General features: G+C 57.8%; 25 protein-coding genes, 1 tRNA gene and 1 pseudogene. 15 read left to right on the top strand and 12 right to left on the bottom strand.

Going from position 1 to position 25474, the window contains the following annotated elements; genetic code table 11:
* Positions 1-262: 262 nt before the first annotated feature.
* Positions 263-1504 (top strand): Nramp family divalent metal transporter, encoded by a 1242-nt coding sequence (locus tag F3I21_RS09020; protein ID WP_021508247.1) that lies wholly within the window; start codon positions 263-265, stop codon positions 1502-1504.
* 49 nt (positions 1505-1553) lie between these two features.
* On the opposite strand, the gene F3I21_RS09015 is transcribed toward F3I21_RS09020, so the two are convergent.
* A complete protein-coding gene (locus F3I21_RS09015) occupies positions 1554-1916 on the bottom strand; it encodes a DUF2502 domain-containing protein (protein ID WP_150058723.1) in 363 nt (120 codons plus the stop codon).
* Between the two features lie 157 nt (positions 1917-2073).
* On the bottom strand, positions 2074-3063 hold the full coding sequence (mgrA, locus tag F3I21_RS09010) for an L-glyceraldehyde 3-phosphate reductase (RefSeq protein WP_021508249.1): 990 nt from the start codon (positions 3061-3063) through the stop codon (positions 2074-2076).
* Between the two features lie 213 nt (positions 3064-3276).
* On the opposite strand from mgrA, the gene F3I21_RS09005 reads away from it, so the two are divergent.
* Both F3I21_RS09005 and glk read left to right on the top strand, forming a co-directional pair.
* Positions 3277-4938 (top strand): alpha-keto acid decarboxylase family protein, encoded by a 1662-nt coding sequence (locus tag F3I21_RS09005; protein ID WP_150058722.1) that lies wholly within the window; start codon positions 3277-3279, stop codon positions 4936-4938.
* 154 nt (positions 4939-5092) lie between these two features.
* Positions 5093-6058 (top strand): glucokinase, encoded by a 966-nt coding sequence (gene glk, locus F3I21_RS09000; protein ID WP_150058721.1) that lies wholly within the window; start codon positions 5093-5095, stop codon positions 6056-6058.
* Positions 6059-6093: 35 nt separating this feature from the next.
* On the opposite strand, the gene F3I21_RS08995 is transcribed toward glk, so the two are convergent.
* Complete coding sequence (locus F3I21_RS08995) at positions 6094-6822, bottom strand: LytTR family DNA-binding domain-containing protein (RefSeq protein ID WP_021508252.1); 729 nt, start codon at positions 6820-6822, stop codon at positions 6094-6096.
* The gene (locus F3I21_RS08990) at positions 6819-8510 is read right to left on the bottom strand and encodes a sensor histidine kinase (protein ID WP_150058802.1); all 1692 of its coding nucleotides are present in this window, start codon (positions 8508-8510) and stop codon (positions 6819-6821) included. The genes F3I21_RS08995 and F3I21_RS08990 overlap by 4 nt, the downstream gene beginning before the upstream one ends.
* A gap of 383 nt (positions 8511-8893) precedes the next feature.
* On the opposite strand from F3I21_RS08990, the gene F3I21_RS08985 reads away from it, so the two are divergent.
* Both F3I21_RS08985 and alaC read left to right on the top strand, forming a co-directional pair.
* Positions 8894-9418, top strand: coding sequence for a GNAT family N-acetyltransferase (locus F3I21_RS08985; protein ID WP_150058720.1), 525 nt, complete (start codon positions 8894-8896; stop codon positions 9416-9418).
* A gap of 118 nt (positions 9419-9536) precedes the next feature.
* Positions 9537-10772, top strand: coding sequence for an alanine transaminase (alaC, locus tag F3I21_RS08980; RefSeq protein ID WP_059012156.1), 1236 nt, complete (start codon positions 9537-9539; stop codon positions 10770-10772).
* A gap of 42 nt (positions 10773-10814) precedes the next feature.
* Here alaC and ypdK read toward each other — a convergent pair whose 3' ends face one another.
* From ypdK to F3I21_RS08965, 3 genes are all read right to left on the bottom strand, one after another.
* The gene (gene ypdK / locus F3I21_RS08975; RefSeq protein ID WP_006120362.1) at positions 10815-10886 is read right to left on the bottom strand and encodes a membrane protein YpdK; all 72 of its coding nucleotides are present in this window, start codon (positions 10884-10886) and stop codon (positions 10815-10817) included.
* A gap of 202 nt (positions 10887-11088) precedes the next feature.
* Positions 11089-12117, bottom strand: a complete 1029-nt coding sequence (locus tag F3I21_RS08970) for an HlyD family secretion protein (protein WP_125311816.1) — start codon at positions 12115-12117, stop codon at positions 11089-11091.
* Positions 12118-12122: 5 nt separating this feature from the next.
* The gene (locus tag F3I21_RS08965; protein ID WP_150058719.1) at positions 12123-13724 is read right to left on the bottom strand and encodes an MFS transporter; all 1602 of its coding nucleotides are present in this window, start codon (positions 13722-13724) and stop codon (positions 12123-12125) included.
* A gap of 149 nt (positions 13725-13873) precedes the next feature.
* On the opposite strand from F3I21_RS08965, the gene F3I21_RS08960 reads away from it, so the two are divergent.
* The 4 genes from F3I21_RS08960 (at position 13874) to F3I21_RS08945 (ending at position 16469) form a co-directional block, all read left to right on the top strand.
* A complete protein-coding gene (locus F3I21_RS08960; RefSeq protein ID WP_021509102.1) occupies positions 13874-14659 on the top strand; it encodes an IclR family transcriptional regulator in 786 nt (261 codons plus the stop codon).
* Between the two features lie 7 nt (positions 14660-14666).
* The gene (locus F3I21_RS08955; RefSeq protein ID WP_127834392.1) at positions 14667-15119 is read left to right on the top strand and encodes a universal stress protein; all 453 of its coding nucleotides are present in this window, start codon (positions 14667-14669) and stop codon (positions 15117-15119) included.
* 9 nt (positions 15120-15128) lie between these two features.
* A complete protein-coding gene (locus F3I21_RS08950; RefSeq protein ID WP_021509104.1) occupies positions 15129-15932 on the top strand; it encodes a hypothetical protein in 804 nt (267 codons plus the stop codon).
* 255 nt (positions 15933-16187) lie between these two features.
* Positions 16188-16469 carry a membrane lipoprotein lipid attachment site-containing protein gene (locus F3I21_RS08945; RefSeq protein ID WP_021509105.1) on the top strand — a complete coding sequence of 94 codons (282 nt, stop codon included), beginning with the start codon at positions 16188-16190 and terminating at the stop codon, positions 16467-16469.
* Positions 16470-16542: 73 nt separating this feature from the next.
* On the opposite strand, the gene F3I21_RS23210 is transcribed toward F3I21_RS08945, so the two are convergent.
* Positions 16543-16695, bottom strand: coding sequence for a hypothetical protein (locus tag F3I21_RS23210; protein ID WP_021509106.1), 153 nt, complete (start codon positions 16693-16695; stop codon positions 16543-16545).
* A gap of 282 nt (positions 16696-16977) precedes the next feature.
* On the bottom strand, positions 16978-18195 hold the full coding sequence (locus tag F3I21_RS08940; RefSeq protein WP_150058718.1) for an MFS transporter: 1218 nt from the start codon (positions 18193-18195) through the stop codon (positions 16978-16980).
* A gap of 280 nt (positions 18196-18475) precedes the next feature.
* Between F3I21_RS08940 and F3I21_RS08935 the strand changes: the two genes are divergently transcribed.
* Entirely contained in the window at positions 18476-18715 is a 240-nt protein-coding gene (locus F3I21_RS08935; RefSeq protein WP_021313687.1) for a hypothetical protein, read from the top strand.
* Positions 18716-18751: 36 nt separating this feature from the next.
* Here the strand turns inward: F3I21_RS08935 and F3I21_RS08930 are convergent, their stop codons facing one another.
* Positions 18752-19651 carry a DMT family transporter gene (locus tag F3I21_RS08930; protein ID WP_150058717.1) on the bottom strand — a complete coding sequence of 300 codons (900 nt, stop codon included), beginning with the start codon at positions 19649-19651 and terminating at the stop codon, positions 18752-18754.
* A 182-nt stretch (positions 19652-19833) separates the two neighbouring features.
* Between F3I21_RS08930 and F3I21_RS08925 the strand changes: the two genes are divergently transcribed.
* From F3I21_RS08925 to F3I21_RS08915, 3 genes and pseudogenes are all read left to right on the top strand, one after another.
* Positions 19834-20697, top strand: a complete 864-nt coding sequence (locus F3I21_RS08925) for a helix-turn-helix domain-containing protein (RefSeq protein WP_150058716.1) — start codon at positions 19834-19836, stop codon at positions 20695-20697.
* A 614-nt stretch (positions 20698-21311) separates the two neighbouring features.
* Positions 21312-21722: pseudogene (gene tssB / locus F3I21_RS08920) on the top strand (type VI secretion system contractile sheath small subunit); the annotation flags it as partial.
* Between the two features lie 32 nt (positions 21723-21754).
* Positions 21755-22777, top strand: coding sequence for a VasL domain-containing protein (locus F3I21_RS08915; protein WP_370515720.1), 1023 nt, complete (start codon positions 21755-21757; stop codon positions 22775-22777).
* 34 nt (positions 22778-22811) lie between these two features.
* Here F3I21_RS08915 and F3I21_RS08910 read toward each other — a convergent pair.
* Positions 22812-22886 (bottom strand) — tRNA-Arg (locus F3I21_RS08910).
* Between the two features lie 88 nt (positions 22887-22974).
* A complete protein-coding gene (locus F3I21_RS08905; RefSeq protein WP_150058714.1) occupies positions 22975-23907 on the bottom strand; it encodes a formate/nitrite transporter family protein in 933 nt (310 codons plus the stop codon).
* Positions 23908-24150: 243 nt separating this feature from the next.
* On the opposite strand from F3I21_RS08905, the gene ccmA reads away from it, so the two are divergent.
* Complete coding sequence (ccmA, locus tag F3I21_RS08900) at positions 24151-24765, top strand: cytochrome c biogenesis heme-transporting ATPase CcmA (RefSeq protein ID WP_150058713.1); 615 nt, start codon at positions 24151-24153, stop codon at positions 24763-24765.
* A complete protein-coding gene (ccmB, locus tag F3I21_RS08895; RefSeq protein WP_058758454.1) occupies positions 24765-25424 on the top strand; it encodes a heme exporter protein CcmB in 660 nt (219 codons plus the stop codon). Before ccmA ends, ccmB begins: the two co-directional genes overlap by 1 nt.
* Positions 25425-25474 lie beyond the last annotated feature (50 nt).

Here is a 25474-nt window from a genome sequence, read left to right as displayed (position 1 = left end):
CTCAGATTAGTCTCACCGCTCACAACCTGTTTACAAATCGATCACAAGAAATATCCACAAAGAGATTGTCTATAATTTGACCCGGGAGTAGAGTGAAACCTGTTGCATAATTTTTAGCAAGCGCTAACTTTACCTTGTGGTATAGCAATGGCTATACTTTATAGCACCATCTATCAATGCGATAACTATAACCAAATTTCACTTGCCTTGAATGCCCCTTAAGCTGGATGGGTCAGACAAGCGTTAGGACAGGGTCAAAACTATGTCAGAAAGTCGCACCGCCGAGCGCGCCGCTCGCGGAGCCAGAAAGATCAAGCTCGCGCTGCTGGGACCGGCCTTCATCGCGGCCATTGGTTATATCGATCCCGGCAACTTTGCCACCAACATCCAGGCGGGGGCCGCGTACGGCTACAAACTGCTGTGGGTGGTGGTATGGGCCAACATCATGGCGATGCTGATCCAGCTGATGTCCGCCAAGCTGGGCATTGCCACCGGTAAAAACCTCGCCGAGCATATTCGCGATCGCTTCCCGCGCCCGGCGGTGTGGTTCTACTGGGTACAGGCGGAGATCATCGCCATGGCCACCGATCTGGCGGAATTCATCGGGGCTGCGCTCGGCTTTAAGCTGCTGCTCGGCATCTCGCTGCTGCAGGGCGCGGTGTTAACCGGTATCGCCACGTTCCTGATTCTGATGCTGCAGAACCGTGGACAGAAGCCGCTGGAGCTGGTGATTGGCGGGCTGCTGCTGTTTGTCGCCGCCGCTTATATCGTTGAGCTGTTCTTCTCGCAGCCGCGCGTCAGCGATCTGGTGGTGGGCATGGCGCTGCCGAGCCTGCCCACTTCGGACGCGGTATTCCTCGCGGCTGGCGTGCTGGGCGCGACCATTATGCCGCACGTCATTTATCTGCACTCGGCGCTGACGCAGTACGGTAATAAAGGCAGCAAGGCGGAGCGCTACTCCTCCACCAAGCTCGACGTGGCGATCGCCATGACCATCGCCGGTTTCGTTAACCTGGCGATGATGGCCACCGCAGCGGCCGCGTTTCACTTTAGCGGTCACACCAGCATTGTCGATCTCGACCAGGCCTATCTGACGCTGCAGCCGCTGCTGGGTCACGCGGCGGCGATTGTGTTCGGGCTGAGTCTGGTAGCGGCTGGTCTCTCTTCTACCGTGGTGGGCACGCTGGCCGGCCAGGTGGTGATGCAGGGCTTTATCCGCTTCCACATTCCGCTGTGGTTCCGTCGCACCATTACCATGCTGCCGTCCTTTATTGTTATCTGGGCGGGCTGGGATCCGACGCGCATTCTGGTGATGAGCCAGGTGCTGCTGAGCTTCGGTATTGCGCTGGCGCTGATTCCGCTGCTGTCGTTCACCGGTAACCGTGACATCATGGGCGATGAACTGGTGAACTCACGCCTGATGCAAAATGCCGGGCGTCTGATTGTGGTGCTGGTGGTGGCGCTGAATATCTATCTGCTGGTGGGCGAAGCGCTCGGCTGGTAAGCGAATAACTGAATAAAAAAATCCCGGCTGCGTCTGCGCCGGGATTTTTTTAATGGTGATGATGGTCGTGGCGGTCGTGGCGGTCGTGGCGGTCGTGTCGGTGATCGTGACGCCAGTGTTCGCGACGTTCGCGCTCGTGCCAGCGGCGCTCACGTTCACGCTCCCAGGCTCGATGGCGTTTCCACTCTTCGTGACGCCACCAGCGATGATCGTTGTACTGATAGCGATCGTGCCACCAGCGCGGTTCACGCCAGCGACCGCCGTCCCAGTAGTAGCCGCGACGATCGCGATCGCCGAGATGCAGCGTGACGCCAGGGGCCAGATTGATGGTAGCGCTACTGGCTTCAGCTGTGTGCAGCGCCAGAGGGGATAACGTTGCCAGCAAAGCGGCAAACAAAATTGCACGTTTCATACTTTCTCCTCATCGATAGCATCGAGGCTACCGTGGCGCTAGTGTGCCATATCGGACCAGACACGCCTTGAGATTTAGTCTGAAAAAGTGCCAGCGAAAGGTTGCGCAGCGTTTTCTGCTAAGGACAGCGCCCGGAAAAGTCCGGGCGGGTAAACGGTTACACCAGAATTTGCTCAATGGCGGCGATCTCGTCCGCCGTTAATTCAGGCTGGCTCAGCATGTCGACGGCATCATCAATCTGCGCGGTTTTACTGGCACCAATCAGCACCGACGTGACGCGCGTGTCGCGCAGCACCCAGCGCAGCGCCATTTGCGCCAGCTTTTGACCGCGCTGCTGCGCCAGCGCCTGCAGCTGCTGCACTTTCGCCATCTTCTCTGGCGTCAGCTGGTTTTCGTTGAGGAATTTGCTGCCGCTGGCGATGCGCGAATCCTGCGGAATGCCCTGCAGATAGCGGTCGGTCAGCACGCCACCGGCCAGCGGCGAGAAAGCAATACAGCCGACGCCATTGTCACCCAGCACGTCCAGCAGACCCTGTTCCGGCGTGCGTTCGAACATCGAATAGCGCGGCTGGTGGATCAGGCAGGGGGTGCCGAGATCGCGCAGCATGGCGATAGCGGCGGCGGCTTTATCCGCCGGGTAGTTCGAAATCGCCGCGTATAGCGCTTTACCCTGACGCACCACCTGATCGAGCGCGCGCATGGTCTCTTCCAGCGGCGTTTCCGGATCCGGACGATGATGGTAAAAGATATCCACGTACTCCAGCCCCATGCGCTTCAGGCTTTGATCGAGGCTGGAAATCAGGTACTTGCGTGAGCCCCAGTCGCCGTACGGACCGTCCCACATGGTATAACCCGCTTTGGTGGAGATCACCAGCTCGTCGCGCAGGCCGTGAAAATCTTCGCGCAGAATGCGGCCAAAGTTGCTCTCCGCAGAACCGGGCGGCGGCCCGTAGTTATTGGCCAGATCAAAATGGGTTATACCGCGATCGAACGCGTGACGCAGCAGCGCGCGGCTGTTGTCGACGCGCGTGCTGTCGCCAAAGTTGTGCCATAGACCCAGCGAAATCGCCGGCAGCTTCAGGCCGCTGCGGCCGCTGCGGCGATACTGCATCTGGTGATAACGTTCGGCGTGGGGAAAAGTACTCATGCAGCGTTCCTGTCTCAGGTGGGAGAAAGTGGCATCAGCATAGCAGTGTATGCGTTTACACTGCGCCGTAACGCGGCAAAGATCGCAACTTACAGAATTTTCTGTCGTCGTAACGAATGCTTGCCATGCATGACAGCGCGATGATGGCGAAAATCTCGCCAGTTCAGCCACATCGCTAATACTCCTGATCATTCCCCCTCACAGGAGCGGTCGATGAACACTCTTAACGTTGGCGACTATTTACTGCATCGTTTGCACCAGGCGGGTATCCGCCATCTGTTCGGCGTACCCGGCGACTACAACCTGCAATTTCTCGACAGCGTCATTGACCATCCCGGTATTACCTGGGTCGGCTGCGCTAATGAACTCAATGCCGCCTATGCGGCCGATGGTTACGGTCGCTGCAACGGCGCGGCCGCGCTGCTGACCACCTTTGGCGTCGGTGAACTCAGCGCGATTAACGGCATCGCCGGCAGTTACGCCGAATATGTGCCGGTGATTCACATCGTCGGCGCTCCAGCCAGCCACGCCCAGCAGCAGGGCGACTGCGTGCATCATTCGCTCGGCGACGGCGATTTCGGTCATTTTCTGCGCATGGCCCAGGAAGTCAGTACCGCCAGCGCGGTGCTGAGCGCCGACAACGCCGTGGCTGAAATTGATCGGGTCATCGCTGGCGCGCTGCAGCAGCACCGTCCGGGCTATCTGCTGCTGGCGGTGGATGTCGCCGCCGCCATGGTAACGCTGCCGTCAGCCAGCGCCAGCCCGGCACCAACTGAAAACCGCGACGTGGCGCAGGCGTTTGCCGCAGCGGCGGAGCGCCTGCTGGCACCGGCGCAGCGCGTGGCGCTGCTGGCCGATTTTCTCGCTGCCCGCTGGCAGCTGCAGGCACCGCTGGCTGAGCTGCGTGCGCTGCGCGCCATTCCGGCTGCCACGCTACTAATGGGCAAGGGCGTGCTGGATGAGCAGCAACCGGGCTTCGTCGGCACCTACGCCGCCAGCGGCAGCCGCGAAACCGTGCGCGCGGCAATTGAAGACACCGATGTCACCCTGTGCGTCGGCGTGCGTTTTACCGACACCCTGACCGCCGGGTTTACCCAGCAGCTGTCGGCGCAGCGGGTGATTGATCTGCAGCCGTTTCATGCCAGCGTCGCCGGAGAAACCTTCGCACCGCTGAGCATGGCGCAGGCGCTGGCCGCGCTGCTGCCGGTTTATCAGCGCCACTGCGCGCACTGGGCCACGGGCGTGGCCGACATGCCGGACGATGCACCGCCCGCTGCTGCCGCCGTAATCAGTCAGCAGGCTTTCTGGCAAGCGATGCAGCGTTTCCTGCAGCCCGGTGATATTATCCTTGCCGATCAGGGCACGGCGGCGTTTGGCGCTGCCGCGCTGCGTTTACCGCATGATGCGCAGCTGCTGGTTCAACCTTTATGGGGTTCCATTGGCTATACTTTACCCGCCACCTTTGGTGCCCAGACGGCGCAGCCCGACCGCCGCGTCATTCTGATCATCGGCGATGGATCGGCGCAGCTGACCATTCAGGAACTGGGATCGATCCAGCGCGACGGCTTAAGCCCGATCATTTTTCTGCTGAATAATGAGGGATACACTGTCGAACGCGCGATCCATGGAGCGGAACAGCGCTACAACGACATCGCGCAGTGGAACTGGACCGCGCTGCCGCAGGCGATGAGCCTGAATTGTGCGGCTCAGAGCTGGCGCATCAGTGAAACGGCGCAGCTCGACGCCGTGATGGCGCTGCTCAGCCAGGCGCGTTGCCTGTCACTGATTGAAGTGGTGATGGAGAAACAGGATTTGCCGCCGCTGCTGCGCACCGTCACGGCGGCGCTGCACCAGCGAAATAGCCACAAAGTTTAGGACAGTTGCCTCTGTACAGTTGGGCTGGCGACAGTCAGGCTGTGCGTCGCACTGAATGACCAACGCTCATCGTGCAAGGTGAGCGTTGTTGTTTTATTGGCAGGCTTTTATAGTGTCCTGCACTTGTTTATGACCCAAGCGGAGCAGCAGAAGAATGACAAAATACGCCCTGGTCGGCGATGTGGGCGGCACTAACGCTCGTCTCGCCTTGTGTGAGGTGGAGACCGGCGCCATCTCCCAGGCCAAAACATTCTCAACATCAGACTACGACAACCTTGAAGCAGTTATCAGTCACTATCTGGATGAGCAAAAACAGGACATTACCGACGGCTGCATCGCCATCGCCTGTCCGATCACCGGCGACTGGGTGGAGATGACCAACCATGACTGGGCCTTCTCAACGCGTCAGATGAAGGAAAGTCTGGGCTTTACTACGCTGGAAATCATTAACGATTTCACCGCGGTTTCCATGGCGATTCCGATGCTGACGGCGCAGGACGTCCTGCAGTTCGGCGGCAAATCGCCGGTGCAGGATAAACCAATTGCCATTTACGGTGCTGGCACCGGGCTCGGCGTCAGCCATCTGGTGCACGTTGATAAGCGCTGGGTCAGCCTGCCGGGTGAGGGCGGTCACGTTGACTTCGCGCCAAACAGTGAAGAAGAGGATGCGATTCTCGAAGTGCTGCGCGCCGAACTGGGTCACGTTTCTGCCGAGCGCGTGCTGTCGGGTTCCGGACTGGTTAATCTGTATCGCGCGATTGTGAAATCCGATCAGCGCGAGCCGGAAAACCTCAAGCCAAAAGATGTCACCGAGCGGGCACTGCAGGACAGCTGCATTGACTGCCGCCGCGCGCTGACGCTGTTCTGCGTCATCATGGGACGGTTTGGCGGCAACCTCGCGCTGAACCTCGGCACCTTTGGCGGCGTCTACATTGCCGGTGGCATCGTGCCGCGCTTCCTCGAGTTCTTTAAAGCGTCCGGCTTCCGTGCGGCGTTTGAAGACAAAGGCCGCTTCCGCGATTACCTCGTTGATATCCCGGTCTACATGATTACTCACGACCAGCCGGGCCTGCTTGGCGCCGGTGCCCATCTGCGCCAGGCGCTGGGGCGCGTGCTGTAATCTGACGGGCGAACGGCTTCCCGTGCCGTTCGCCTTCAAAGATGCATCAGCTGGCGAAACGCCTTCACCTTGCTGCGACTCACCGGCACCTGCGCATCCATATCGCGCAGCTTCACCAGATAGGTGTTGTTAAACCACGGTTCGATCTCGCCAATCTTGCTCAGATTAACGCAGTAGGAACGGTGGCAGCGAAAGAACATCGACTCAGGCAAACGGCTGCAAAACTCGCTTATCGCCATCGACATCACATAGGCTTCGCGCCGCGTGTAGACAAACGTCAGCTTCTCATGCGCTTCAACGTAATAGATATCGTTGATATCGGTCACGATAATGCGCTCATCTTTAACTAAATTCACCGTTTGCGGCGCGCTGGCTGCCGGATTGTGCTGCTGCGCCTGCTGCTGTTGCGCGCTGGCCTCCAGCTTGTTCAGCATGGTGATGATGCGCGACTCGTGATACGGCTTGAGGATGTAGTCAAACGCCTGCAGTTCGAAGGCCTCGACCGCGTGCTCTTTCCACGCGGTGATAAACACAATCAGCGGCTTATGGATAAACTGGTTGATGTTCTGCGCCAGCAACATGCCGTCCAGTGACGGGATGTTGATATCGAGAAAAATCACGTCCACCCGATGAGTCTGCAGATACTTCAGCACTTCCAGCCCATCATCAAAGCAGGCTTCGATGCTGATCTGGCTATGCTGCTGGATCATCCAGCTTAGCTCCTGCTGCGCCAGGAATTCGTCTTCGACAATAATGGCTTTCACGCTGAGGTTTCCGCTAACGGGGTGAGCGGGCCGGACAGCCGCTGACCACTTTTGCTGAGGGTAAAGGCGATTTCCGTACCGGGCTGATGACGGGTGATGGTTAAGCCGTGGCCGGACAGCAGTTTCACCCGGTGATGCACATTCAGCAGGCCAATTTTGTTGCCCGGCATTTCGTTGCGCGCCACCCGGCTGACCACCTCTTCGCTGATGCCGGCACCGGTATCGCGCACCGCTACGCGCACGCGGTCGCCCAGATCTTTCACGCTTAGCGTGACCACGCCTTTGCCACGGCAGGGCTGAATACCGTGCACGATGGCATTCTCCACCAGCGGCTGGATCAGCAGGCTGGGCAGCGAAAAGTGCAGATCCTCATCGATGTCGTAAATCATCGACAGCTTGTCGCCAAACCGCGCCTGCTCAATGGCGATGTAATCTTTCACCTGCCACAGCTCTTTTTTGATGTCGATGGGTTCATCGTCGTTGAGTTCCAGGTTGTAACGCAGGTAGCGCGACAGATTAATCACCAGCTGGCGCGCCGTGTCCGGGTTCAGGCGAATCGATGAGGAGATGGCATTGAGCGCGTTAAACAGGAAGTGCGGGTTGATTTTGCTTTGCAGCGCGCGCAGTTCCGCTTTATTGGCCATCTCGCGTAACTGCTCGGCACGCGAGACTTCCAGCTGCGTTGAGATGATTTGCGACAGACCGACCGCCATCTCTTTCAGCGAACCGGTAATGCGATGCGCGCGGCGATAGTAGATTTTCAGCGTGCCGGTCACTTCCCCTTTTTCCCAAAGGGGAATCACCAGCATTGAGTGAATGTCTTTGGTGCGGTGTGCCTCATCATTATTCTTAATGATAATTTTACCGCTGGCGATCGCCTGCGCGGTGGTCGGACTGATGCCGTCGTCGCCGTTGTGGTAGTTCTGCTCGCCGTAGCCAACGTAAGCCAGAATCTGTTTGGTGTTAGTGATCGCCACCGCATCGGCATGGATGTCGCTGCGAATGATGGCGCACACTTTGCGCAGCGAGTCGCTATTAACCTGACGAAACAGCGGCAGGGTTTTGTTGGCAATCTCCAGCGCCAGCTTGGCCTGACGCGCGGCAATCGCCTCCTTTTCCCCTTCGACGCTCTGCACCAGCAGCACAATCAAACCAATGCTCGACGCGCCGAGAATCATCGGCAGCGCAATTTCCGACACGATGGTTAAACCAAGTGACATCGGTTTCGCCCACAGCACGATCAGCAGCATGGTCAGGCTTTCACACAGCATGCCGCCGAGGATGCCGGCGCGCCAGCGCTGCTCTTTGCTGACGAAGCAGTTGATGGCACCGGCGGCGATACCGGCGATGATGCTGGTAATCAGACAGGGCACCGAGGTGATGCCGTCGATATCAATCAGGAAGCGGTGCACGCCGGCAATCACGCCGGTTGCAATGCCGACCCACGGCCCGAACAGAATGCCGCCCGCCATGACCGCAATCACCCGGACGTTGAGCAGTGAGCCGTCAACGTTGATGCCGGACCAGGTGCTGAACAGCGCAAACAGCGAGAAGATGGCGGTCACCACGGCTTTTTCGCCGATAGAGTGTTCATCTTTTTGCAGTAGCTGACGAAATACGCGGGTGCGGGTCAGGAAGAACAGGCAGATCAGCATCAGCGCGGCGCGGTCAAACACCGCCAGCAGCATGTCGAAATGGGAAGGCACGGTGTTCTCCGGAGCAGGCAAGGTTGCGGACATGATAAAAAATGTGATCGCGATCCGCCAGCGTCCCGGTAAGCTGCAGATGTTTCTCATAGCCTGGATCAATTTTTAAGGTGCGCACTGCCGGTGCGCATCAATGCCAGCCCTGTAAAATGGGCCGCTGACACACCGTAGGGGCGCCATTTATGGCGACCAGATCCGCCCGTCACATCCGATCCTGAAGGGAAGCAAGGCAGATTATCCGCTATGAAACTGAAAAGAGGAAATCCTGAGTGCTAAAAAGAGGATTTCTGAAAGCGTGCAGCGGTCACTGGTTGTCACGGATGCGGTTTGCTATGTTGCCGTAAGCACAACAGCGGAGCGTGGCCATGCAATTACTCACCCCTCGTTTGTCCCTCAGCCGGTTACAGCCGGAAGACTGGCAGATTTTCAAAGCGGTACATGAAGATGCCGCGACCATGACCTGGGTGAGCGAGATCCCCGATGAAAACGACATCCGCCAGCGCTTTAACGAGCGGCTGGCACCGTGGCAACCCAGCAGTTTTCACATGCTGTGCCTGGTGACGCGCCTGCGCGACAGCGGTGAAGCGATTGGTCTGTTTGGCTGCAGCGCCGAGTGGCATCCGTATCGTCAGGCCGAAGTGGGTTACATGCTGCGCCACGCCTGTACCGGTCAGGGCTACGGCAGCGAAGCGTTGCAGGCATTGTGCACGTTCCTGCTGCAGGCCGACTTCCACAAACTCAAAGCGCTGGTGATTGAGGGCAACTGGCCGTCGCGGCGCATTCTGGAAAAGAACGGTTTCGCGCTGGAAGGCACGCTACGCGATAATTACCGCCTCAACGGCCAGTGGGTAAACGATTGGGTGTTTGGGCGCTTAAACGAAGCAGGCTAAAAAATTTGCCGTCCCCCCTCGACAATATTGTTATCAGCGCGTTATGTTCTTGTTTCGGTCACGGCAGTGACCAGCGTCGCTCGGACGGTCCGGGCGCTAACGTAATCCAGAGGACATCATGGCTGATAACAGCACACCCCGTCGTTTCTCGCGTATTGAACGTCTGCCCCCCTATGTATTTAACATCACGGCTGAATTGAAGATGGCTGCGCGCCGGCGCGGCGAAGACATCATCGATTTCTCCATGGGCAACCCCGATGGCGCGACACCGCCGCACATCGTGGAAAAACTCTGTCAGGTGGCACAGCGTGAAGACACGCACGGCTACTCTACCTCCAAAGGGATTCCGCGCCTGCGCCGCGCCATTTCGCGCTGGTACGCCGAGCGCTACCAGGTGGATATCGATCCGGAGTCCGAAGCCATCGTTACCATCGGCTCGAAAGAGGGCCTGGCGCACCTGATGCTGGCGACGCTCGATCACGGCGACACCGTGCTGGTGCCCAATCCCAGCTACCCGATTCACATCTACGGTGCGGTGATAGCCGGCGCGCAGGTGCGCTCGGTGCCGCTGGTCGCGGGCGTCGATTTCTTCAATGAGCTGGAACGCGCCATCCGCGAAAGCTACCCGAAACCGAAGATGATGATCCTCGGCTTTCCGTCCAACCCGACATCGCAGTGCGTGGAGCTGGACTTCTTCGAGCGCGTCATCGCGCTGGCGAAACAGTACAACGTGCTGGTCATCCACGATCTGGCCTACGCTGACATCACCTATGATGGCTGGAAAGCGCCCTCGATTATGCAGGTGCCGGGCGCGCGCGATGTGGCGGTGGAATTCTTTACCCTGTCAAAAAGCTACAACATGGCAGGCTGGCGCATCGGCTTTATGGTCGGCAACAAAGAGCTGGTGGCGGCACTGGCACGCATCAAAAGCTATCACGACTACGGCACCTTCACACCGCTGCAGGTGGCGGCGATTGCGGCACTGGAGGGCGATCAGCAGTGCGTGCGTGATATCGCCGAGCAGTATAAACGCCGGCGCGATGTACTGGTGAAAGGGCTGCATGAGGCGGGCTGGATGGTCGATCTGCCGAAAGCGTCCATGTACGTCTGGGCGAAAATCCCCGACCATTACGCGCATCTGGGCTCGCTCGAATTCGCCAAACGGCTGCTGCAGGAGGCGAAAGTGTGCGTCTCGCCGGGCATTGGCTTTGGTGACTACGGCGATACCCACGTGCGTTTTGCCCTGATTGAAAACAGCGATCGTATTCGTCAGGCGGTGCGTGGCATTAAAGCGATGTTCCGCGCCGACGGTATTTTGCCGGGAACGGTAAAAGCGGTGGAAGAAGCAGAGTAACTACAAATCGGGGCGACTGAGCGGTCGCCCCGGCTGGCGTCTTTACAGCATCAGCACGAAGGTGCCGACCCAAAGTAAGACGAAGAAAGAGATTCCCATCAAGGCGTATTTCACAAAACAACTCCTCTGAGCGGTTACAATGATGGCGATCCCAAACCAGCGTAACCCGAACAGAATAAGAGAAAGGTGGAGTTCATCATCGCTACACGCTTTCTACTCAGGTCGCTCCGGGCTGCCCCGAAACAGGATCGAGCGCTAATTTACGCGGAATCGATCCGAAAATAAATAGGTCACTTCTGAGAAGTTGCTCACATTTTCATCGGGTCTCAATCTGCGGAATCGCCGACATGCCGACACGTAATTGCGCCAGATCGCTCTGATGCGGATCCAGCACAATTTTCACCGGCAAACGCTGAACCACTTTAGTGTAGTTGCCGGTGGCGTTATCGGGGGCAATCGCGGAAAACGTGGCGCCGGTAGCGGGGGCGATACTGTCAACGTGACCGGTGAAGGTCTTGCCGGGCAATGCATCAATCTTCACCACCACTCTCTGGCCCGGGCGCACATCCGCCAGCTGCGTCTCCAGATAATTGGCGGTGATGTAAGTCTGCTGTAGCGGCACCACGGCCAGCAGACGCGTACCCGCGCTGACCCAGGCTCCCACGCGCACCGAACGCTGACCCACCATGCCATCCACCGGCGCAATAATACGCGTATAAGAGAGATTCAACCCGGCCTGGTCGACGCTGGCCTGCGCCGCCGCGACATCAGCCTCCGCCTGACGCAGCGCGGCCTCAAGCACCTTCACCTGCTGTTGGGCCGCCGCCAGCGCTGCTGCGCTCTGGCGCACCGTGGCGGCGGCGGAACGCTGGGTTGAGCTGGCTTTCTGCTGATCGTCAGCGGCTATGGTGCCGCTCTTGTACAGCTGGTTGTAGCGCGCCGCGCTCTGTCCGGCATACTGCGCCGATGCCTGACTGGCGGCCAGCGTGGCGCGGGCCTCGGCAATGGTGGACTGCTGCTGGTCGAGCTGCGCCTGCGCGCTCAGCCGTTTGGCGTCGCTGACCTGCAGATTGGCCCGCGCGGTCTCAAGCGCCACGCGATAGTCGCGGTCGTCGAGCGTCGCCAGCACGTCGCCAGCCCGCACGCGCTGGTTATCCTGCACGTTGACGTGGGCAATGTAGCCGGACACCTTCGGGGCCACCAGCGTGTAATCGGCATTCACCCAGGCATCATCAGTGCGATGGTCGTTGCCGGTCATGGCTGACCAGAGCCAGAACGCCATCGCCAGCAAAACCAGCAGCAGGGCGCTCAGCAGGATTGTTCGTTTCATAGCAAAAGCGTGCATAACAGTTATTCCGGAGTTTTGGTAACAGGTTGAATCAGGGTTTGCGGTGGCCAGACGCGTTTCGCCAGGCACAGCGTCAGCACTAACAGCCCGACAGCGAAAGCGATCAGCATCAGATACGCATCGCTCAGGCTCAGCACCATCGCCTGATGCTTCAGCAGGGTGGCGAAGCCGCTGAGATTGGTCGCGTTGCTGGCGCTGCCGTCGGCCAACAGCGGCAGGCTGCTGCTGGCCTGCTGGCTATCCGCTGCGGTCATCAGCCAGATGCGACTGGCCGCCTGATCGACCAGCACGCTGGAGTGAAACTGCTCGCGATGGCTGATAAACCACTCCACCAGCGTGCTGGCGGCGATGCTGGCAAAGCCGCGTACGGTATTGAACATGGCGGAGGCGAACGGTCCTTCCGGCGGCGCGACCACGCTGGTGGCGCTCATCAGCACCGGCAGAATCACCATCGGCTGACCAAACGCCTGCAAGACCTGCATCAGCCAGAAGTTTTGCCGCGCCCAGTCGGTGGTGATCTGCATGCCGAGCAGGCAGGCGGTCGCCAGCAGCAGCACACCGGCGCTCAGCACCCAGCGGCAGTCAATCCAGCGGATATTCAGCAGGCTGGCGACCAGCGGTGCAATCAGCAGCTGTGGCAGGCCGATGGTCAACGCCAGCGGCGCGAACTGCAGCGTGCGAAACCCCTCCACCTGACCAAAATAGGCCGACGGCAGCGCCGAACCGGACAGCGCCAGAATCAGTACACCCGCCAGCGCCAGCAAACCGTGCGACAAATTACGCCGGCGCAGCATCTGCAACTTAAACAGCGGCAGCGGGTGAAACCATTCATTAATAAAGAACACAATCAGCAACGCCAGCGCGCTGAATAATAGGGCGACAAACAGCGGCGAGCTGAGCCAGTCGAGACGCTCACCCTGCGTCAGCGCCAGAATCAGCAGCGCCATGCCCGAGCAGCCGCTCAGCATGCCGAACAGGTCAATCTGTTTAAATCGCTCAGTGCGCAGCGGATCCTGCGGCAGACCCCAGCCGATCAGCAGCATGGCGATCAGCATGGCCGGCACCACCTGCCAGAACACAAACATCCAGCTGACGTCATCGGTCCAGAACGCCGCCAGCGACGCCGCCATATTCGGGCCAAACGTGGCGGTGAGGGCGTAAGCACTCAGCCCATAAAGTTTGATCGGCGGTGGCAGAAAGCGCAGCGCCACCGTCATCAGCAGCGGCGGCAGGGCGCCGCCAAACAGTCCCTGCACCACGCGCAGCGCAATAAACAGCGGAGCCGTGGGCATAAAGGGCAGCAGAACACCGCACACCATGAAACCGGCCGACACCGCCAGCGCGAAGCGGCGCAGCGAAAAGGTGACGGCGAACCACGGTGCAATCATCATCGCGGCGACTTCCGCTGCCTGATAGGCCGAGATAATCCAGCTGCCGTCATCGTAGCTAATGCCGACTGCGGCACGGATATCGGCCAGCGCGATGTCGGTAACGCGATCGTTTAATCCGGAGGTCAGCGCGGCGATCAGCACCCCCACCAGCCCCAGCGCGAGGCGCAGGGTAAAAGGATGCGGTGCCGGTGCCGCGACGGGCTGGGCATTCATAGCAGGTGTCTCGTTATTAGTTGATGCAGTGTATTGCGATGTGATACAGCTCGCATCTTACATTTCGATATGGTGTATTGCAATGTGATACAGGGTGTAAAAGTGCGATCGTTCGCGCTAAAGTAGGGCAGGCCAAAAAGGAACGTATCATGGTAGAACCTCCCTCAAGCCGTGAGGATGAAAAAGCGGGTGGCATTCAGGTCATTGCGCGTGCGGCAAAAATTTTAAATGCGCTCGGTGAGCATCCGGGCGGCATGAGTCTGGGTGAAATTGCGCAGGTGGTCGATCTGCCGCGCTCGACGGTGCAGCGCATCGTGGCGGCGCTGGATAGCGCGCAGCTGGTGCGCAGCGGCGGGGCAGGCGGGCTGCGCCTCGGTCCGGCGTTGCTGAAGCTGATCTCCAGCGTGCACAGTGACGTGGTGGAAATTGTCCGGCCGTTCCTCGAACAACTCTCGGCGGAAATCAATGAAACGGTGTCGCTGGCGCGGGCCAGCGGGACGCAGCTGGCGATTGTCCATTACGTGGTGGCCACGCGTGAGCTGCGCGTGGTGCCCCACATCGGCCTGAATCTGCCGCTCTACAGTACGTCCGGTGGCCGGGCGCTGCTGGCGCTGGAGAGCGACGAAGATGTGCGGGTGATGGTCGGCGAAGCCTATGCGGAACTGACGGAAATGACGGTAAAAACGCTGCCGCAGTTGCTGACGCTGATTGCGGAGGTGCGCGCCAGCGGACTGGCTATCGATCGCGGCGAAACGCTGGAGGGCATTTCCACCATGGCGGTCGCGATTGATACGCTGTTCGGGCGCTTCTCAATCTCACTGCTGGTGCCGACGGCACGTTTTCACCGCCAGGAAGCGCATTACCGGACAGCGCTGATAAAGTGTAAAGAGGCGCTGATTCGCGAAATTGGCAAAATAACTGCTGCGGAAGGATAACCGACTGATGAAAACCTTGCTGATGGCCATCGATAACTCACCGGTGGCGGAAAAAGTGATCGCCCTGACCATTGAACAGGCGCTGGCGCAACAGGCGCAGGTCACCGTGCTGTGCTGTGTCGATCCGGCTTATTCGTCGTGCAATCAGCCGATTGAGATCGACGCCGGGGAAGATCCAGACGATTTTGTCGTGGCGCAGGATGAACAAAACACGGCTGAAATGGTGGTACGCCATGCGCTGGCACCGCTGCTGCGCGCTGGCATTGACGCACGCGGGCTGATTCTGGCCGGTGAAGCGGCGGAAACCATTGTGGCGCAGTCTGAGGCGTTGCACGCCAGTATGATTATAATGGGCCGTCGTCACCTGTCGCCGCTCAACCGCCTGCTGAAAGGCTCGGTAAGCGCAACAGTGATTGAACGCGCCAGCTGTCCGGTTTTAATTGACGTTCGCAAGGATTAATGTCGCTCCATGTTCTCGCTTTTCCCGCTCACGCTGGCCGCTTTTGTGCTGCTGGCGATCATCATCGTGATACTGCTGCGCACCACCGCGCTGCGCGTCTGGCAGGGTGTCCTGCTGTTTTTGCTGCCTGTGCTGCTGGCCAATCTGCTGTGGTTTAGCTGGCTGCATCCGCGTCAGGAGCGCGAGGCGCTGGCGGCGCAGGTGGCTACCCAACTGAGCGACGCGCCGGGTTATCGCGTGCTGAAAGTGCAGGAGCCGGCGCTGTGGCAACTGCTCAATCGCGAGCTGCAGCACAAGCTGGCAGAGGGCGTACCTGCGGAGCAGGCGCTGGGCGATATGCGCGGCTGGCTGATGGATTTGGTGAATCAGCGCATGGCGCGCGCCAGCGATGCGGCGATCATCAACTATATCCGCGTTTCGGTGCAGGAGATGCAGGCGCTGCAGCAGCAGGATACGCAGCGCTGCTTCCGTTTCCTCTATCCGCAGGTCAGCGGTGGCGTCAATCTGCAACAGGTGCTGTCGCCGGAGCTTAATCAGCGCGATGGTGAAGCGCTCGAGGCACTGCTGCAAAACAGTACCGGCGATGAGCTGGCGGTGGATCAGCCTCAGGCGCAGCGCGATCTGCAGCGTGTGGTGGAAAAGCTGTATGGCAAGTGGGGCGATAAGCTGCAGCAGCTGAATATGCCGGCGGATACGGCGGTAGATCGCGGCACGATGTGCGCGATGTCGATTGATCTTTACAGCGGAATTCTCGCATTGCCGGACAAACAAGCGGCCAATCTTTTGCGTAAGATGGTCAGCCTTACCGGATAACGGGCGAAAAAAAAGCCCGCTCAGCACGGGCATAAAGGTCACTTTCAGTATGTCTTTTTGTGGGTATCACCTGGTGTGGTGCAGACTTCGTGTTGTCTGAAGTCATCTTCTCACTGCTGGTGTGATAAGGAAAACCGTTTGGTTTTATTGATTTGATTGGCGAAAGCTTTGCATTAATCGGACATTTCGCGTCTTTTTCCTATAGAGGCGTGTGGCGTTGCCTTTTACACTGCAACGTCTGATGAGGACACCCTAATGAATAAAATGCTTATTAGCGCGTTAGCGCTTTTTATGCTGGCCGGTTGTAGTGTCAGCAAACCCGGGGGTTTTGAGCGCGTGGATGAAGATGCGCGTTCAAATACCGTACAGTATCGTTACGATCCACAGAAGCTGGATAAAGATGCGCTGGAACTTGATCTGGCGAATTACTGTAACCAGCGCGGCTTCGATAAAGTCGAATCGCTTCCGGCGCAGGACAGCAATTTGCCTGGCCTGAAGAAAGTCTGGTATCAATGTAATTACGCGGTGAAAAGCTAAAAAATAAGGGCGGGATTGATTCCCGCCCTTTCTTTATTCATTTTTTATTATGTGCTGTGTGTGCTTTGCCCAATTACCAGTGACGATAGCCGCCATGGCCGTGATGCCAGCCGCCGCCGTGCCCGTGACCCCAGCCGGGACCGCGTCCATGGTCGTGCTCGATAATACACCCGCTTAGCATGGTCATCATCGCCACCACCGAAGCGACTTTTATTAACTTCTTCATGGAGAGTCCTCCTCTTTTCCAATGAGGCCAGATTAACCGGGAAAAGTGGAGTGAAGATGCAGTGAATGTAGAGTTATTTCCGTAATTATTACCAGATATGTCAATTAAAAGCTAAAAGTGACAGGGCGGGAAATAAACCAATCGGAATAAGCTGAATAGCGCCTGATAATAACCCGATTACTCTGAAATGCAAGGTTAAATAACAGTCACTCTCAACGCGTGATCAATTCTGTGGTTATCAGTAAAAAGCCTGCCGTGCATTTACACGGCAGGGTGGGTGAATTAATTATGCAGTACCGGCGCGACCAGGTTTTGACGATTTGGCAGACGGATACTGAGCGACAGCACCAGCGAGATCACCAGCAGCGTCATAATCAGACTGAAGGTCACGGTGAAACCGCCGAACACCGAAGCCACCAGCGAGCCAAGCACGCTACCGATGCCGAAGCCGAGATAGATCAGGCCGTAGTTTTTGGTCAGGTTGTTGAGGCCGAAGAAATCGCTGACCAGTGACGGGAAGACGGTGATGGTGCCGCCAAAGCTGAACGCCACGCAGGCCAGCGACAGGAAGAAGGTGGTTTCATTCATGTGGGTGAACAGCAGGATGCTCATGCCGCTCAGCGAAACCAGCTGTGCCAGCGAAATGACCCGGATGCGCGCCATTTTGTCCGACAGCACGCCGAGAATCAGTCGTCCGCTCAAATTGGCAATAGCAATTACCGTCACCGCATTGGCCGCCGTTTGCGTACTCAGGTGCACCAGACCTTCACCAATATCCTTCGCTACGCCAATCACATACAGACCGCTCATGCAGGCCGTCAGGAACATCAGCGCCAGCATCCAGTACTGCGGCAGGCGCACCGACTGCGCCAGCGTGAACTCCTGTGTGGCCTGCTGCTGACGTGAGCCGGCCTGCTGCAGCGGCGCATCGCGCATCATCAGGGCACCGGCAATAATCATCGTCATCGCCAGCACACCCCAAATCACAAAGGTATTTTCCAGCCCCTGAGTGCTGAGCAGCGCGCCACAGATGAATTTAAAGCCGAGACTGCCGAGGCCGTAAGCGCCGATCGAACAGGCCGAAATCAGCCCTTTGCGCTCCGGAAACCACTTCACGCAGTTAGAGAGCGTCATCAGATAGCCCGCGCCATCGGCCAGCCCGACCAGAATGCCGGCGCTCAGGTACAGCATCATCAGGTTGTCAGCATGGGCGGTCAGCCAGAAGCCAATCGCCATCAGAATGCCTGCACCGATAGTGACATTACGCACGCCAAAGCGCTCCTGCAGCTTGCCGGCCAGCGAGGAGGCAATCGCCAGGCCAAGACTGAGCAGACCAAAGGAAAAAGCCACCTGGCTGACTGGCGCATCCAGTTTCTGCGCCAGCTGGCCGTTAAACAGGCTCCAGGTATAAACCGAGCCGAGCGCGAACTGGGTAATGATGGTGCCTGCGAGGGTAAGGATACGGACACGCTGATGATTAGGGGTAACGGCTGTTGTCATTTTTCTCTCTCCCATCCGGGAATACGGAATCTGCAGCGATAATAAGCCTCACGCGGGCGCGGGTGGCGCGGACGGGCGTGAACGGAGCGGGAGACGGAATGAAATGCTGTGAAAACGGTATGAATGGCATTGCGCCTTTGCTTAAGCGCAGCGCGGATGTCGTCACATGAACAGGCATTGCGACAGGTGAGCATGTGTAACAGGGTGTTTTAAGCGCAGCATCTGCGCGGCAAAACGCAGGAACTTTGCCAGGCTTATAGTTCATTCAACAGGAGGAAATATGAAAGACCGGGCATATGAATCCGTATCCAGCGGGGATGAGGTTTGCTGCATCATCGGTCAGGCGGTTATCGAGTTAAGCGATGAACAGCAGCCTGTGACCAGGTCCACCCTGTCGCTGAAATTACTGGCGATGGCCGACCGCGACAGAGATGATGAACGCGTTCTGCTTTACTGGATTGCCAGAAAAGCCATTAACCAACCTCACCAGCTCAACATCGGCGTCGGGGGCTGGCGCTAGAGGAGTGACAGAGCGGGCGCCAAGCCCGCTCTTGCTTCAGGCCAGACGTAACCGGCGATGAGCCGGCCAGCGCACGAACATCACCATGTTCCCTGCCAGAATCATCACCAGCCCGACGATAGCATTGCTATGCCACTGATAGCCTTCATACAGCGTCGAAAGCGTCAGCGCCACCAGTGGAAACAGCAGGGTGCTGTAAGCCGCCTGGCTGGCACCGATGCGCCCCACCAGCGTGAAGTAGGCACCAAAGCCCAGCACCGAGCCAAACAAAGCCAGATAGCTCATCGCCCCCAGCCACTGCAGATTGAGTGCCGGTGCCAGCGCGTCGCCATTCACCAGCGCCAGCACGGCCATGATCAGCGCACCGTACAGCATGGCGTAGCTGTTGGTGGTCAGCACGTCGCGCTGACGACGCTGATGGCGGGTAGAAATCATATTGCCGAAGGAGAAACCGAGCGTGCCCAGCGCGCTCAGTCCCACGCCCCACAGCAGCTGCGGCGCAACATGGGCTGACTGAATATCCTGCCAGAACAGCGCAGCAATCCCGCCGAGGCCCAGCGCGGCGGCGGGCAGCAGGCGGAAAGGCGGGCGCTGGCGGAAAAAGATCCAGCTGTTGAGCGCGTTATACAGCACCGCCATCGAAAAAATCACCGACTCCAGTCCGGTGCTGATCATCGCTGCCGCATGGTAAAAGCAGACAAAATTAAAACCGAATACGCAGCCGCCCTGTAACAGACAAAACAGGTGGTCACGCGCATCCAGCGTACGCAGACGTTTCAGCAGCCGGAGAAGCACCAGCATGGTCAACGAGGCGAACAGGAAGCGCCAGAACACCGCCACCAGTATCGGCGTATCGGCGGCCTGCTGCTGCAGAAAAATCGCAATCCAGGTGGTGCCCCAAATCAGCACCACCGCGAGGTATAACATCAGGTTCATCAGAAACTCTCCGGCGGAATCAGGCTCGCAGTGTGCCTGAGCGACAGGAGCGCAGCTTGCATGACTTTGCGCAGCACTTGCAAATTCTTGCGCTTTTTCCCGCCTGGTCCGGCATTGGCCTGTTTTCTGTCCGGTCAGTTGCGTAAACTAAAGGACATCAACCCAGAGAGCGATGTCAGACCATGCCGGAATATCAGACGTTTACTATGCTTCAGCGTCACAAAGCGCAGCTGCGCGATAGCGTGCAGCTGAGCGGCGGCATTCGGCTGGCGGCCTGGTTCAACAGTGGCGATCGCGTGACCAACCTCAGCGATCACCATACGCTTAGCCTTTATGTGGCTGACGGTTACGATACCTGGCACAAAACGCCGCACGGCTGGCGCAACGGCGGCGCGCCGGATCGCTTTTGCCTGATGCCGTCTGGCACCGAGTCGACCTGGGATCTGCGCGCGGATTTATCCTTCGTGCATCTCTACTGCACCGATGCGCATTTGCGTCACCTCGGTGAGCAGGTGTGGGATCGCAGTCCGGCGCAGCTTAACCTGCATGAGAAGATTTTTGCCGACGATGATCGCATCACCCAGCTGTATCGCCATTTTCTGCTGAGCGCCGACTGGCAGCAGCCGGCTAACCAGCTGATGCTGAGCAGCGCCTCAACACTGCTGATGACCCATCTGCTGCAGCGCTACAGTCAGGTACAGTGGCAGCTGCCGCAGGTGCGCGGCGGACTGGCGCCGGCGGTATTGCGCCGCGTGATAGCGCTGATCGATACGCAGCTGGATCAGCCGTTAACGCTGGCCCAACTGGCGGCAGAGGCGGCGCTCAGCGAATACCATTTTGCACGTATGTTCCGCAGCAGCACCGGCGAAGCGCCACACCAGTATGTGATGCGCCGCCGTATGGAAGCCGCGCAGCAGTTGCTGCAATTCAGCACGCTGTCGCTCACTGAGATTGCCCTGCGCTGCGGTTTCCACTCCTCCAGCCATTTCAGCAACCGCTTCCGCCAGCTGCACGGCATGGCACCCTCGGCATGGCGTCAGCGCTGACGGGGCAGTTGGAGTGAAGTTTGTGAGGAATAGATTACTGAATTAGCAGCGGCGCGATTTATCGCGTACGTCATTATTGCATGAACCACGCTATCCTGATTGATTCCCTCTGGTCGCTCCCGAACGTTATTTATACGAAATTTCCCGCATGGGTGATGATTTATACGATTACGTTGAACGGATGTAGCACGGGGCTTAAGTGCGCTCTGTTTTACCTGAAATCTTTACTGCATCACAGTACCGTCCTGTATGAAATTCCGCACTGCTGCTATCCGCAATTTTTATCTTTTTATGTCATTTCTTTCTTGATGGTGTGATTGTTTTTGGCGAATTTTTTATTTTGACCTGAATCAACAAATTCACGCTTTGTTAATATTAATCCACAACTTTATTTTTTATTGGCATTAATGTGCGGCCTTTAATGTCTTTGCCAGTTTTTTTAGCTGGTTTCAGGTGACAATGATCTGCCTTCTTTAGTGTTGATGGCTTGTGTGCGTCACTTTTACAGCTTAAAGATCTGTTCATTTGCTTTTTTGTCGATCATTGCTCTGTTGTTACCTCTAAAGTAGTATGGTGCGAAAAATGTGCGCTGAGATAAACAGAGGGATGATGAAATGGCAGATAGTTTCCAGAATGAAGTGCCAAAGGCACGTATTAACTTAAAACTTGACCTGCATACCGGGGGCGCAAGCTAGAAAACCGAGCTTCCGCTGAAATTACTGGTGGCAGGCGACTTCAGTCATGGTCAGGCGACCGCACCATTATCAGAGCGAGCCAAAGTTAATCTGAACAAAAATAATTTTGACGCAGTGCTTTCCGAATATTCGCCAAAAGTCACGGTTGCCGTTAAAAATACGCTGGCCGATGACGGCAGCGAAGACAGCATCAGTCTGACTTTCCAGAGCATGAAAGATTTCTCTCCGGAACAGGTCTCCCGGCAAATACCTCAGCTGAAGGCCATGCTTTCCATGCGTAATTTACTGCGTGATTTAAAAGCCAACCTGCTGGACAACCGATTCATGCGCGCATGGATATTCTCACCAGCCTGAGCCAGCGCGTGCAGCAGCAGATGCGCACCCTTTCCCTGAATTATGACGATCTGAGTCAGCTTTATCGTGCTGAACAACTGCTTACCCGCCTGGGGACCGTGTTACAGCGGCTGGAGCTTAAACATCTTAGCCAGCTTGATACGTTGCGTGCTCTGATGCACAACAGTGCCGCCAGGCTGGAAAGCCGTGACGGTACGACCAGCGACATCTTGCCCGGCACCACGCTAGATGACGGGGCAATATCCGCACATCCGCATGAAACGAAAACCCCGCATAGCGCCAGATGGGTGTATGTCGCGCAGCAGCAACATCAGCCAAAGATTAAGGTGCAGACAGCGGCACCAGCCCGCGGTAATCACTGGCAATTTTTCAGTGCCGGGATGTTTACCATGTTGCTTATCAGCGTGGTCGTGGTGGGCGGCTGGCAATATCTGCACCGGCCCGATCCACTGCAGGCTCAGCTCGTGGCATCGCTGGCTCCTGTGCCCGCCACACTCACGTCACAGCAACGGGATATGCTGCGGCAGCGGACGTCCATACCATCAGCCTTGATCGCCGACACGCAGCAGCAGTTATCTCGTCTGGAACAACTCGCGCCCGACTGGAATATTGCGTATGGCCAGCAGCTGGTTGAGCAGGCGCAGGCGCTGTGGCCGGAACAGGCAGGTTCGTTATCTGCGCGGTGGCAGCATCAGCTTGAGGCCAGCATGTTGCCAGCGCAAAACCTTGCGGCCTGGCATCAGGGGATGATGAAGCTGGCACAGTTGAGCGAGCGGCTGAATGGACTGGATGAGCAAAAAGGCAAATACATCACGGTGAGTGAGCTGAAGTCCTCGGTATTTGGCATGATGACCCGTTTTCAGCAGGCTGAGCCCATTGAGGAACAATTGCGGCAAATCCACTCGCTACCAGCCAGTGCCCCCCAGCGGCAGCAGCTTATCCGCCAGCTCGAACAGCACCTGCGATCGCAGATTTACACCTTGTGGCATATGAAAAACAGCATTGGGGTGGCAGAGGGAGAGGAGCAATAAACGAAGCGGTAAACCAAAGCAGAAGAGGCGTTACTGGTGTCCCCTGCAGGAATCGAACCTGCAACTAGCCCTTAGGAGGGGCTCGTTATATCCATTTAACTAAGGAGACGTGCGGCGCGCAGTATAGCGCACCGTGCAGGGGATTTTAACCGTGGGCCGCCTGTTTGCTCAAAGTGTCAGCAATCAGGCGGTGGCGATCACGCTTTTTCCTGATTTTTCTGCTTTTCCTGCCTCTCTTTGCGCTTCTGTTCGGCTCGCGCTTTGGCTTTGGCCGCTTCGCTCATGTCGTTACGGATCTGCGCGTGACTGATCAGGGCAAAAATCAGCGTACCGCCGGTGATGTTGCCCAGCAGGGTGGGCAGTGCAAACGGCCACAAAAACTCCTGCCACGGCAGCGTGCCGGCAAACACCAGATACAGCACTTCAACCGATCCAACCACAATGTGGGCCAGATCGCCCAGCGCCACCAGCCAGGTCATCATCACAATCACCACAATTTTGGCGCCGCCAGCGTAAGGAAACATCCATACCATGGTGGCGATGATCCACCCCGAAACCACCGCGTTGGCAAACATTTCGCCCGGCGTGTGCTCCATCACTTTTTCGCTGATGGCAGTGAAGGCCTGGCGCGTGGCGTCATCGAAAATTGGCATATGATTAAACGCCAGCGCGCCCAGCGCGGTACCAATCAAATTGCCGATCAGCACCACGCTCCACAGCCGCAGTAGCAGCATAAAATTGCCGCCGGTGGGTTTATGCATCACCGGCAGCACGGCGGTGACGGTATTCTCAGTAAACAGCTGCTGGCGCGCCATAATCACGATGACAAAACCAAAGGTGTAGCCGAGATTCTCCAGTAGATAGGCGCCGGGCACGCCAGCGAGGTGCACCTGGAAAATGCCTTTCGCCATCAGCGAGGCACCCATCGATAAGCCGGCGGCAATCGCTGACCACAGCAGCGCCATGCCGTCGCGTTCCAGCTCCTTTTCCCCATCCTGTCGAATTTCTTCATGGATCGCTGCAGCCCGCGAGGGCAGGGCGTCTTCGTCCACTTCGATATCCGTTCCCTGTTCTTTTTCTTCACTGTCCACGTCATTGTCATGCGTGTTATTTGATGGCGATGGCTTCATTTTTTCTCCCGGTGATAATGCCAGTGCGTAATAAGCGTAGACGCTTTTAGCAAGGGCGAAATGTTACAAAGATTCAAATTAAGAGTAACAAGAGATTAGCAAAGGTGGTTTTTTGAGCACTTTCTTGATCTGATGCGCATGAATACCCCATTTGGGGGAAGGGGGAGCTTGCGCACAGACTTCGGCCCCTGGTTTGAGTGTGGTATTATTCCCGCCTCATTTATTGCTATGAATCTCCCTTCTATGCTCGAAGTGATTAATCTCGCCTGCGTTCGCGATGAGCGAACCCTGTTCCACGGACTGAGTTTTCAGGTGCAGGCGGGCGATGTGGTGCAAATCGAAGGGCCTAACGGCGCAGGCAAAACTTCACTGTTGCGACTGCTGGCCGGGTTAAGCCGGCCAGAGCAGGGCGAAGTACGCTGGCAACAGCAGTCTATTCGCCGGCAGCGCGAAATATGGCAGCAAAACCTGTTGTATCTCGGCCATCATCCGGGCGTGAAATCGGTGCTGTCGCCGCGGGAGAATCTGCATTTCTGGCACGGCGATCGCAGCCAAGACACGCTGTATGACGCGCTGGAGCAGGTCAATCTGCTGGGCTATGAAGAGGTGCCGGTGGCTCAGCTTTCTGCCGGGCAGCAGCGGCGCGTGGCGCTGGCGCGACTGTGGCTCAGCCCGGCTCCGGTGTGGATTCTGGATGAGCCGCTGACCGCCATCGACAAACACGGCGTGGAAAAATTAATGGCGCGCTTCGCCGATCATGCCGATAACGGTGGCGTGGTGATTCTGACGACCCATCAGGATCTGCCGGACAGCCATGCGCGCGTGCGCAAAATTCGTCTTACATCGGAGTGGGCGTGATGCTTGGCCGGGTTATTCAGCGTGAGTTAAAGATTGCCTTTCGCAGCGGCGCGGAAGTGGTTAATCCGCTGTGGTTTTTTCTGATTGTGATTACGCTGTTCCCGTTAGGCATTGGCCCTGAGCCGCAGCAGCTGGCGCGCATCGCGCCTGGCGTCGCCTGGGTAGCCGCGCTGCTGGCATCGCTGCTGGCGCTGGAGCGGCTGTTTCGCGACGACTTTCTTGATGGATCGCTGGAGCAGCTGCTGTTGCTGCCGACGCCGCTGCCAATCACCGTGCTGGGCAAAGTGATTGCGCACTGGCTGATTACCGGGCTGCCGCTGATTTTACTCTCACCGCTGGCGGCGTTGCTGCTGTCGCTGGATTTTGCTGGCTGGCGGGCAATGGCGCTGACGCTGCTGATCGGCACGCCAACCCTGAGTTTTCTCGGTGCGATTGGCACCGGCCTGACCGTCGGGCTGCGGCGCGGCGGCGTATTGCTGAGTTTACTGGTGTTGCCGCTGTCGATACCGGTACTGATTTTTGCCAGCGCGGCGATTGATGCGGCCGGTCAGGGGTTACCGATCGGCGGTTATCTGGCGATCCTCGGCGCCATGCTGGCGGTCAGCGCCACGCTGTCGCCGTTTGCGACCGCTGCCGCGCTGCGCATCAGTCTGCATTAAGGCGGGCCTCCGGCAGAGAGGTCGCCATCCGAATTCTTGTTTAGTGTGAG

Source organism: Pantoea sp. B_9 (genome assembly GCF_008632015.1).
GTDB classification, from domain to species: domain Bacteria; phylum Pseudomonadota; class Gammaproteobacteria; order Enterobacterales; family Enterobacteriaceae; genus Pantoea; species Pantoea dispersa.
Note: the sequence above shows the minus strand (reverse complement) of the source record. Positions and strands in the feature narration are given on the sequence as shown.

Excerpts from the sequence above, each read along its gene's own strand:
- F3I21_RS08940 (WP_150058718.1), bottom strand. The coding sequence starts at position 18,195 with ATGACAACAGCCGTTACCCCTAATCATCAGCGTGTCCGTATCCTTACC.
- F3I21_RS08925 (WP_150058716.1), top strand. The coding sequence starts at position 19,834 with ATGCCGGAATATCAGACGTTTACTATGCTTCAGCGTCACAAAGCGCAG.
- F3I21_RS08945 (WP_021509105.1), top strand. The coding sequence starts at position 16,188 with ATGAATAAAATGCTTATTAGCGCGTTAGCGCTTTTTATGCTGGCCGGT.
- F3I21_RS08935 (WP_021313687.1), top strand. The coding sequence starts at position 18,476 with ATGAAAGACCGGGCATATGAATCCGTATCCAGCGGGGATGAGGTTTGC.
- F3I21_RS23210 (WP_021509106.1), bottom strand. The coding sequence starts at position 16,695 with ATGAAGAAGTTAATAAAAGTCGCTTCGGTGGTGGCGATGATGACCATG.
- F3I21_RS08905 (WP_150058714.1), bottom strand. The coding sequence starts at position 23,907 with ATGAAGCCATCGCCATCAAATAACACGCATGACAATGACGTGGACAGT.
- alaC (WP_059012156.1), top strand. The coding sequence starts at position 9,537 with ATGGCTGATAACAGCACACCCCGTCGTTTCTCGCGTATTGAACGTCTG.
- F3I21_RS08955 (WP_127834392.1), top strand. The coding sequence starts at position 14,667 with ATGAAAACCTTGCTGATGGCCATCGATAACTCACCGGTGGCGGAAAAA.
- F3I21_RS08985 (WP_150058720.1), top strand. The coding sequence starts at position 8,894 with ATGCAATTACTCACCCCTCGTTTGTCCCTCAGCCGGTTACAGCCGGAA.
- F3I21_RS08965 (WP_150058719.1), bottom strand. The coding sequence starts at position 13,724 with ATGAATGCCCAGCCCGTCGCGGCACCGGCACCGCATCCTTTTACCCTG.
- ccmA (WP_150058713.1), top strand. The coding sequence starts at position 24,151 with ATGCTCGAAGTGATTAATCTCGCCTGCGTTCGCGATGAGCGAACCCTG.
- F3I21_RS08950 (WP_021509104.1), top strand. The coding sequence starts at position 15,129 with ATGTTCTCGCTTTTCCCGCTCACGCTGGCCGCTTTTGTGCTGCTGGCG.
- F3I21_RS09020 (WP_021508247.1), top strand. The coding sequence starts at position 263 with ATGTCAGAAAGTCGCACCGCCGAGCGCGCCGCTCGCGGAGCCAGAAAG.
- F3I21_RS08960 (WP_021509102.1), top strand. The coding sequence starts at position 13,874 with ATGGTAGAACCTCCCTCAAGCCGTGAGGATGAAAAAGCGGGTGGCATT.
- F3I21_RS09005 (WP_150058722.1), top strand. The coding sequence starts at position 3,277 with ATGAACACTCTTAACGTTGGCGACTATTTACTGCATCGTTTGCACCAG.
- glk (WP_150058721.1), top strand. The coding sequence starts at position 5,093 with ATGACAAAATACGCCCTGGTCGGCGATGTGGGCGGCACTAACGCTCGT.
- F3I21_RS08970 (WP_125311816.1), bottom strand. The coding sequence starts at position 12,117 with ATGCACGCTTTTGCTATGAAACGAACAATCCTGCTGAGCGCCCTGCTG.
- mgrA (WP_021508249.1), bottom strand. The coding sequence starts at position 3,063 with ATGAGTACTTTTCCCCACGCCGAACGTTATCACCAGATGCAGTATCGC.
- F3I21_RS09015 (WP_150058723.1), bottom strand. The coding sequence starts at position 1,916 with ATGAAACGTGCAATTTTGTTTGCCGCTTTGCTGGCAACGTTATCCCCT.
- F3I21_RS08930 (WP_150058717.1), bottom strand. The coding sequence starts at position 19,651 with ATGAACCTGATGTTATACCTCGCGGTGGTGCTGATTTGGGGCACCACC.
- F3I21_RS08990 (WP_150058802.1), bottom strand. The coding sequence starts at position 8,510 with ATGCTGCTGGCGGTGTTTGACCGCGCCGCGCTGATGCTGATCTGCCTG.
- ccmB (WP_058758454.1), top strand. The coding sequence starts at position 24,765 with ATGCTTGGCCGGGTTATTCAGCGTGAGTTAAAGATTGCCTTTCGCAGC.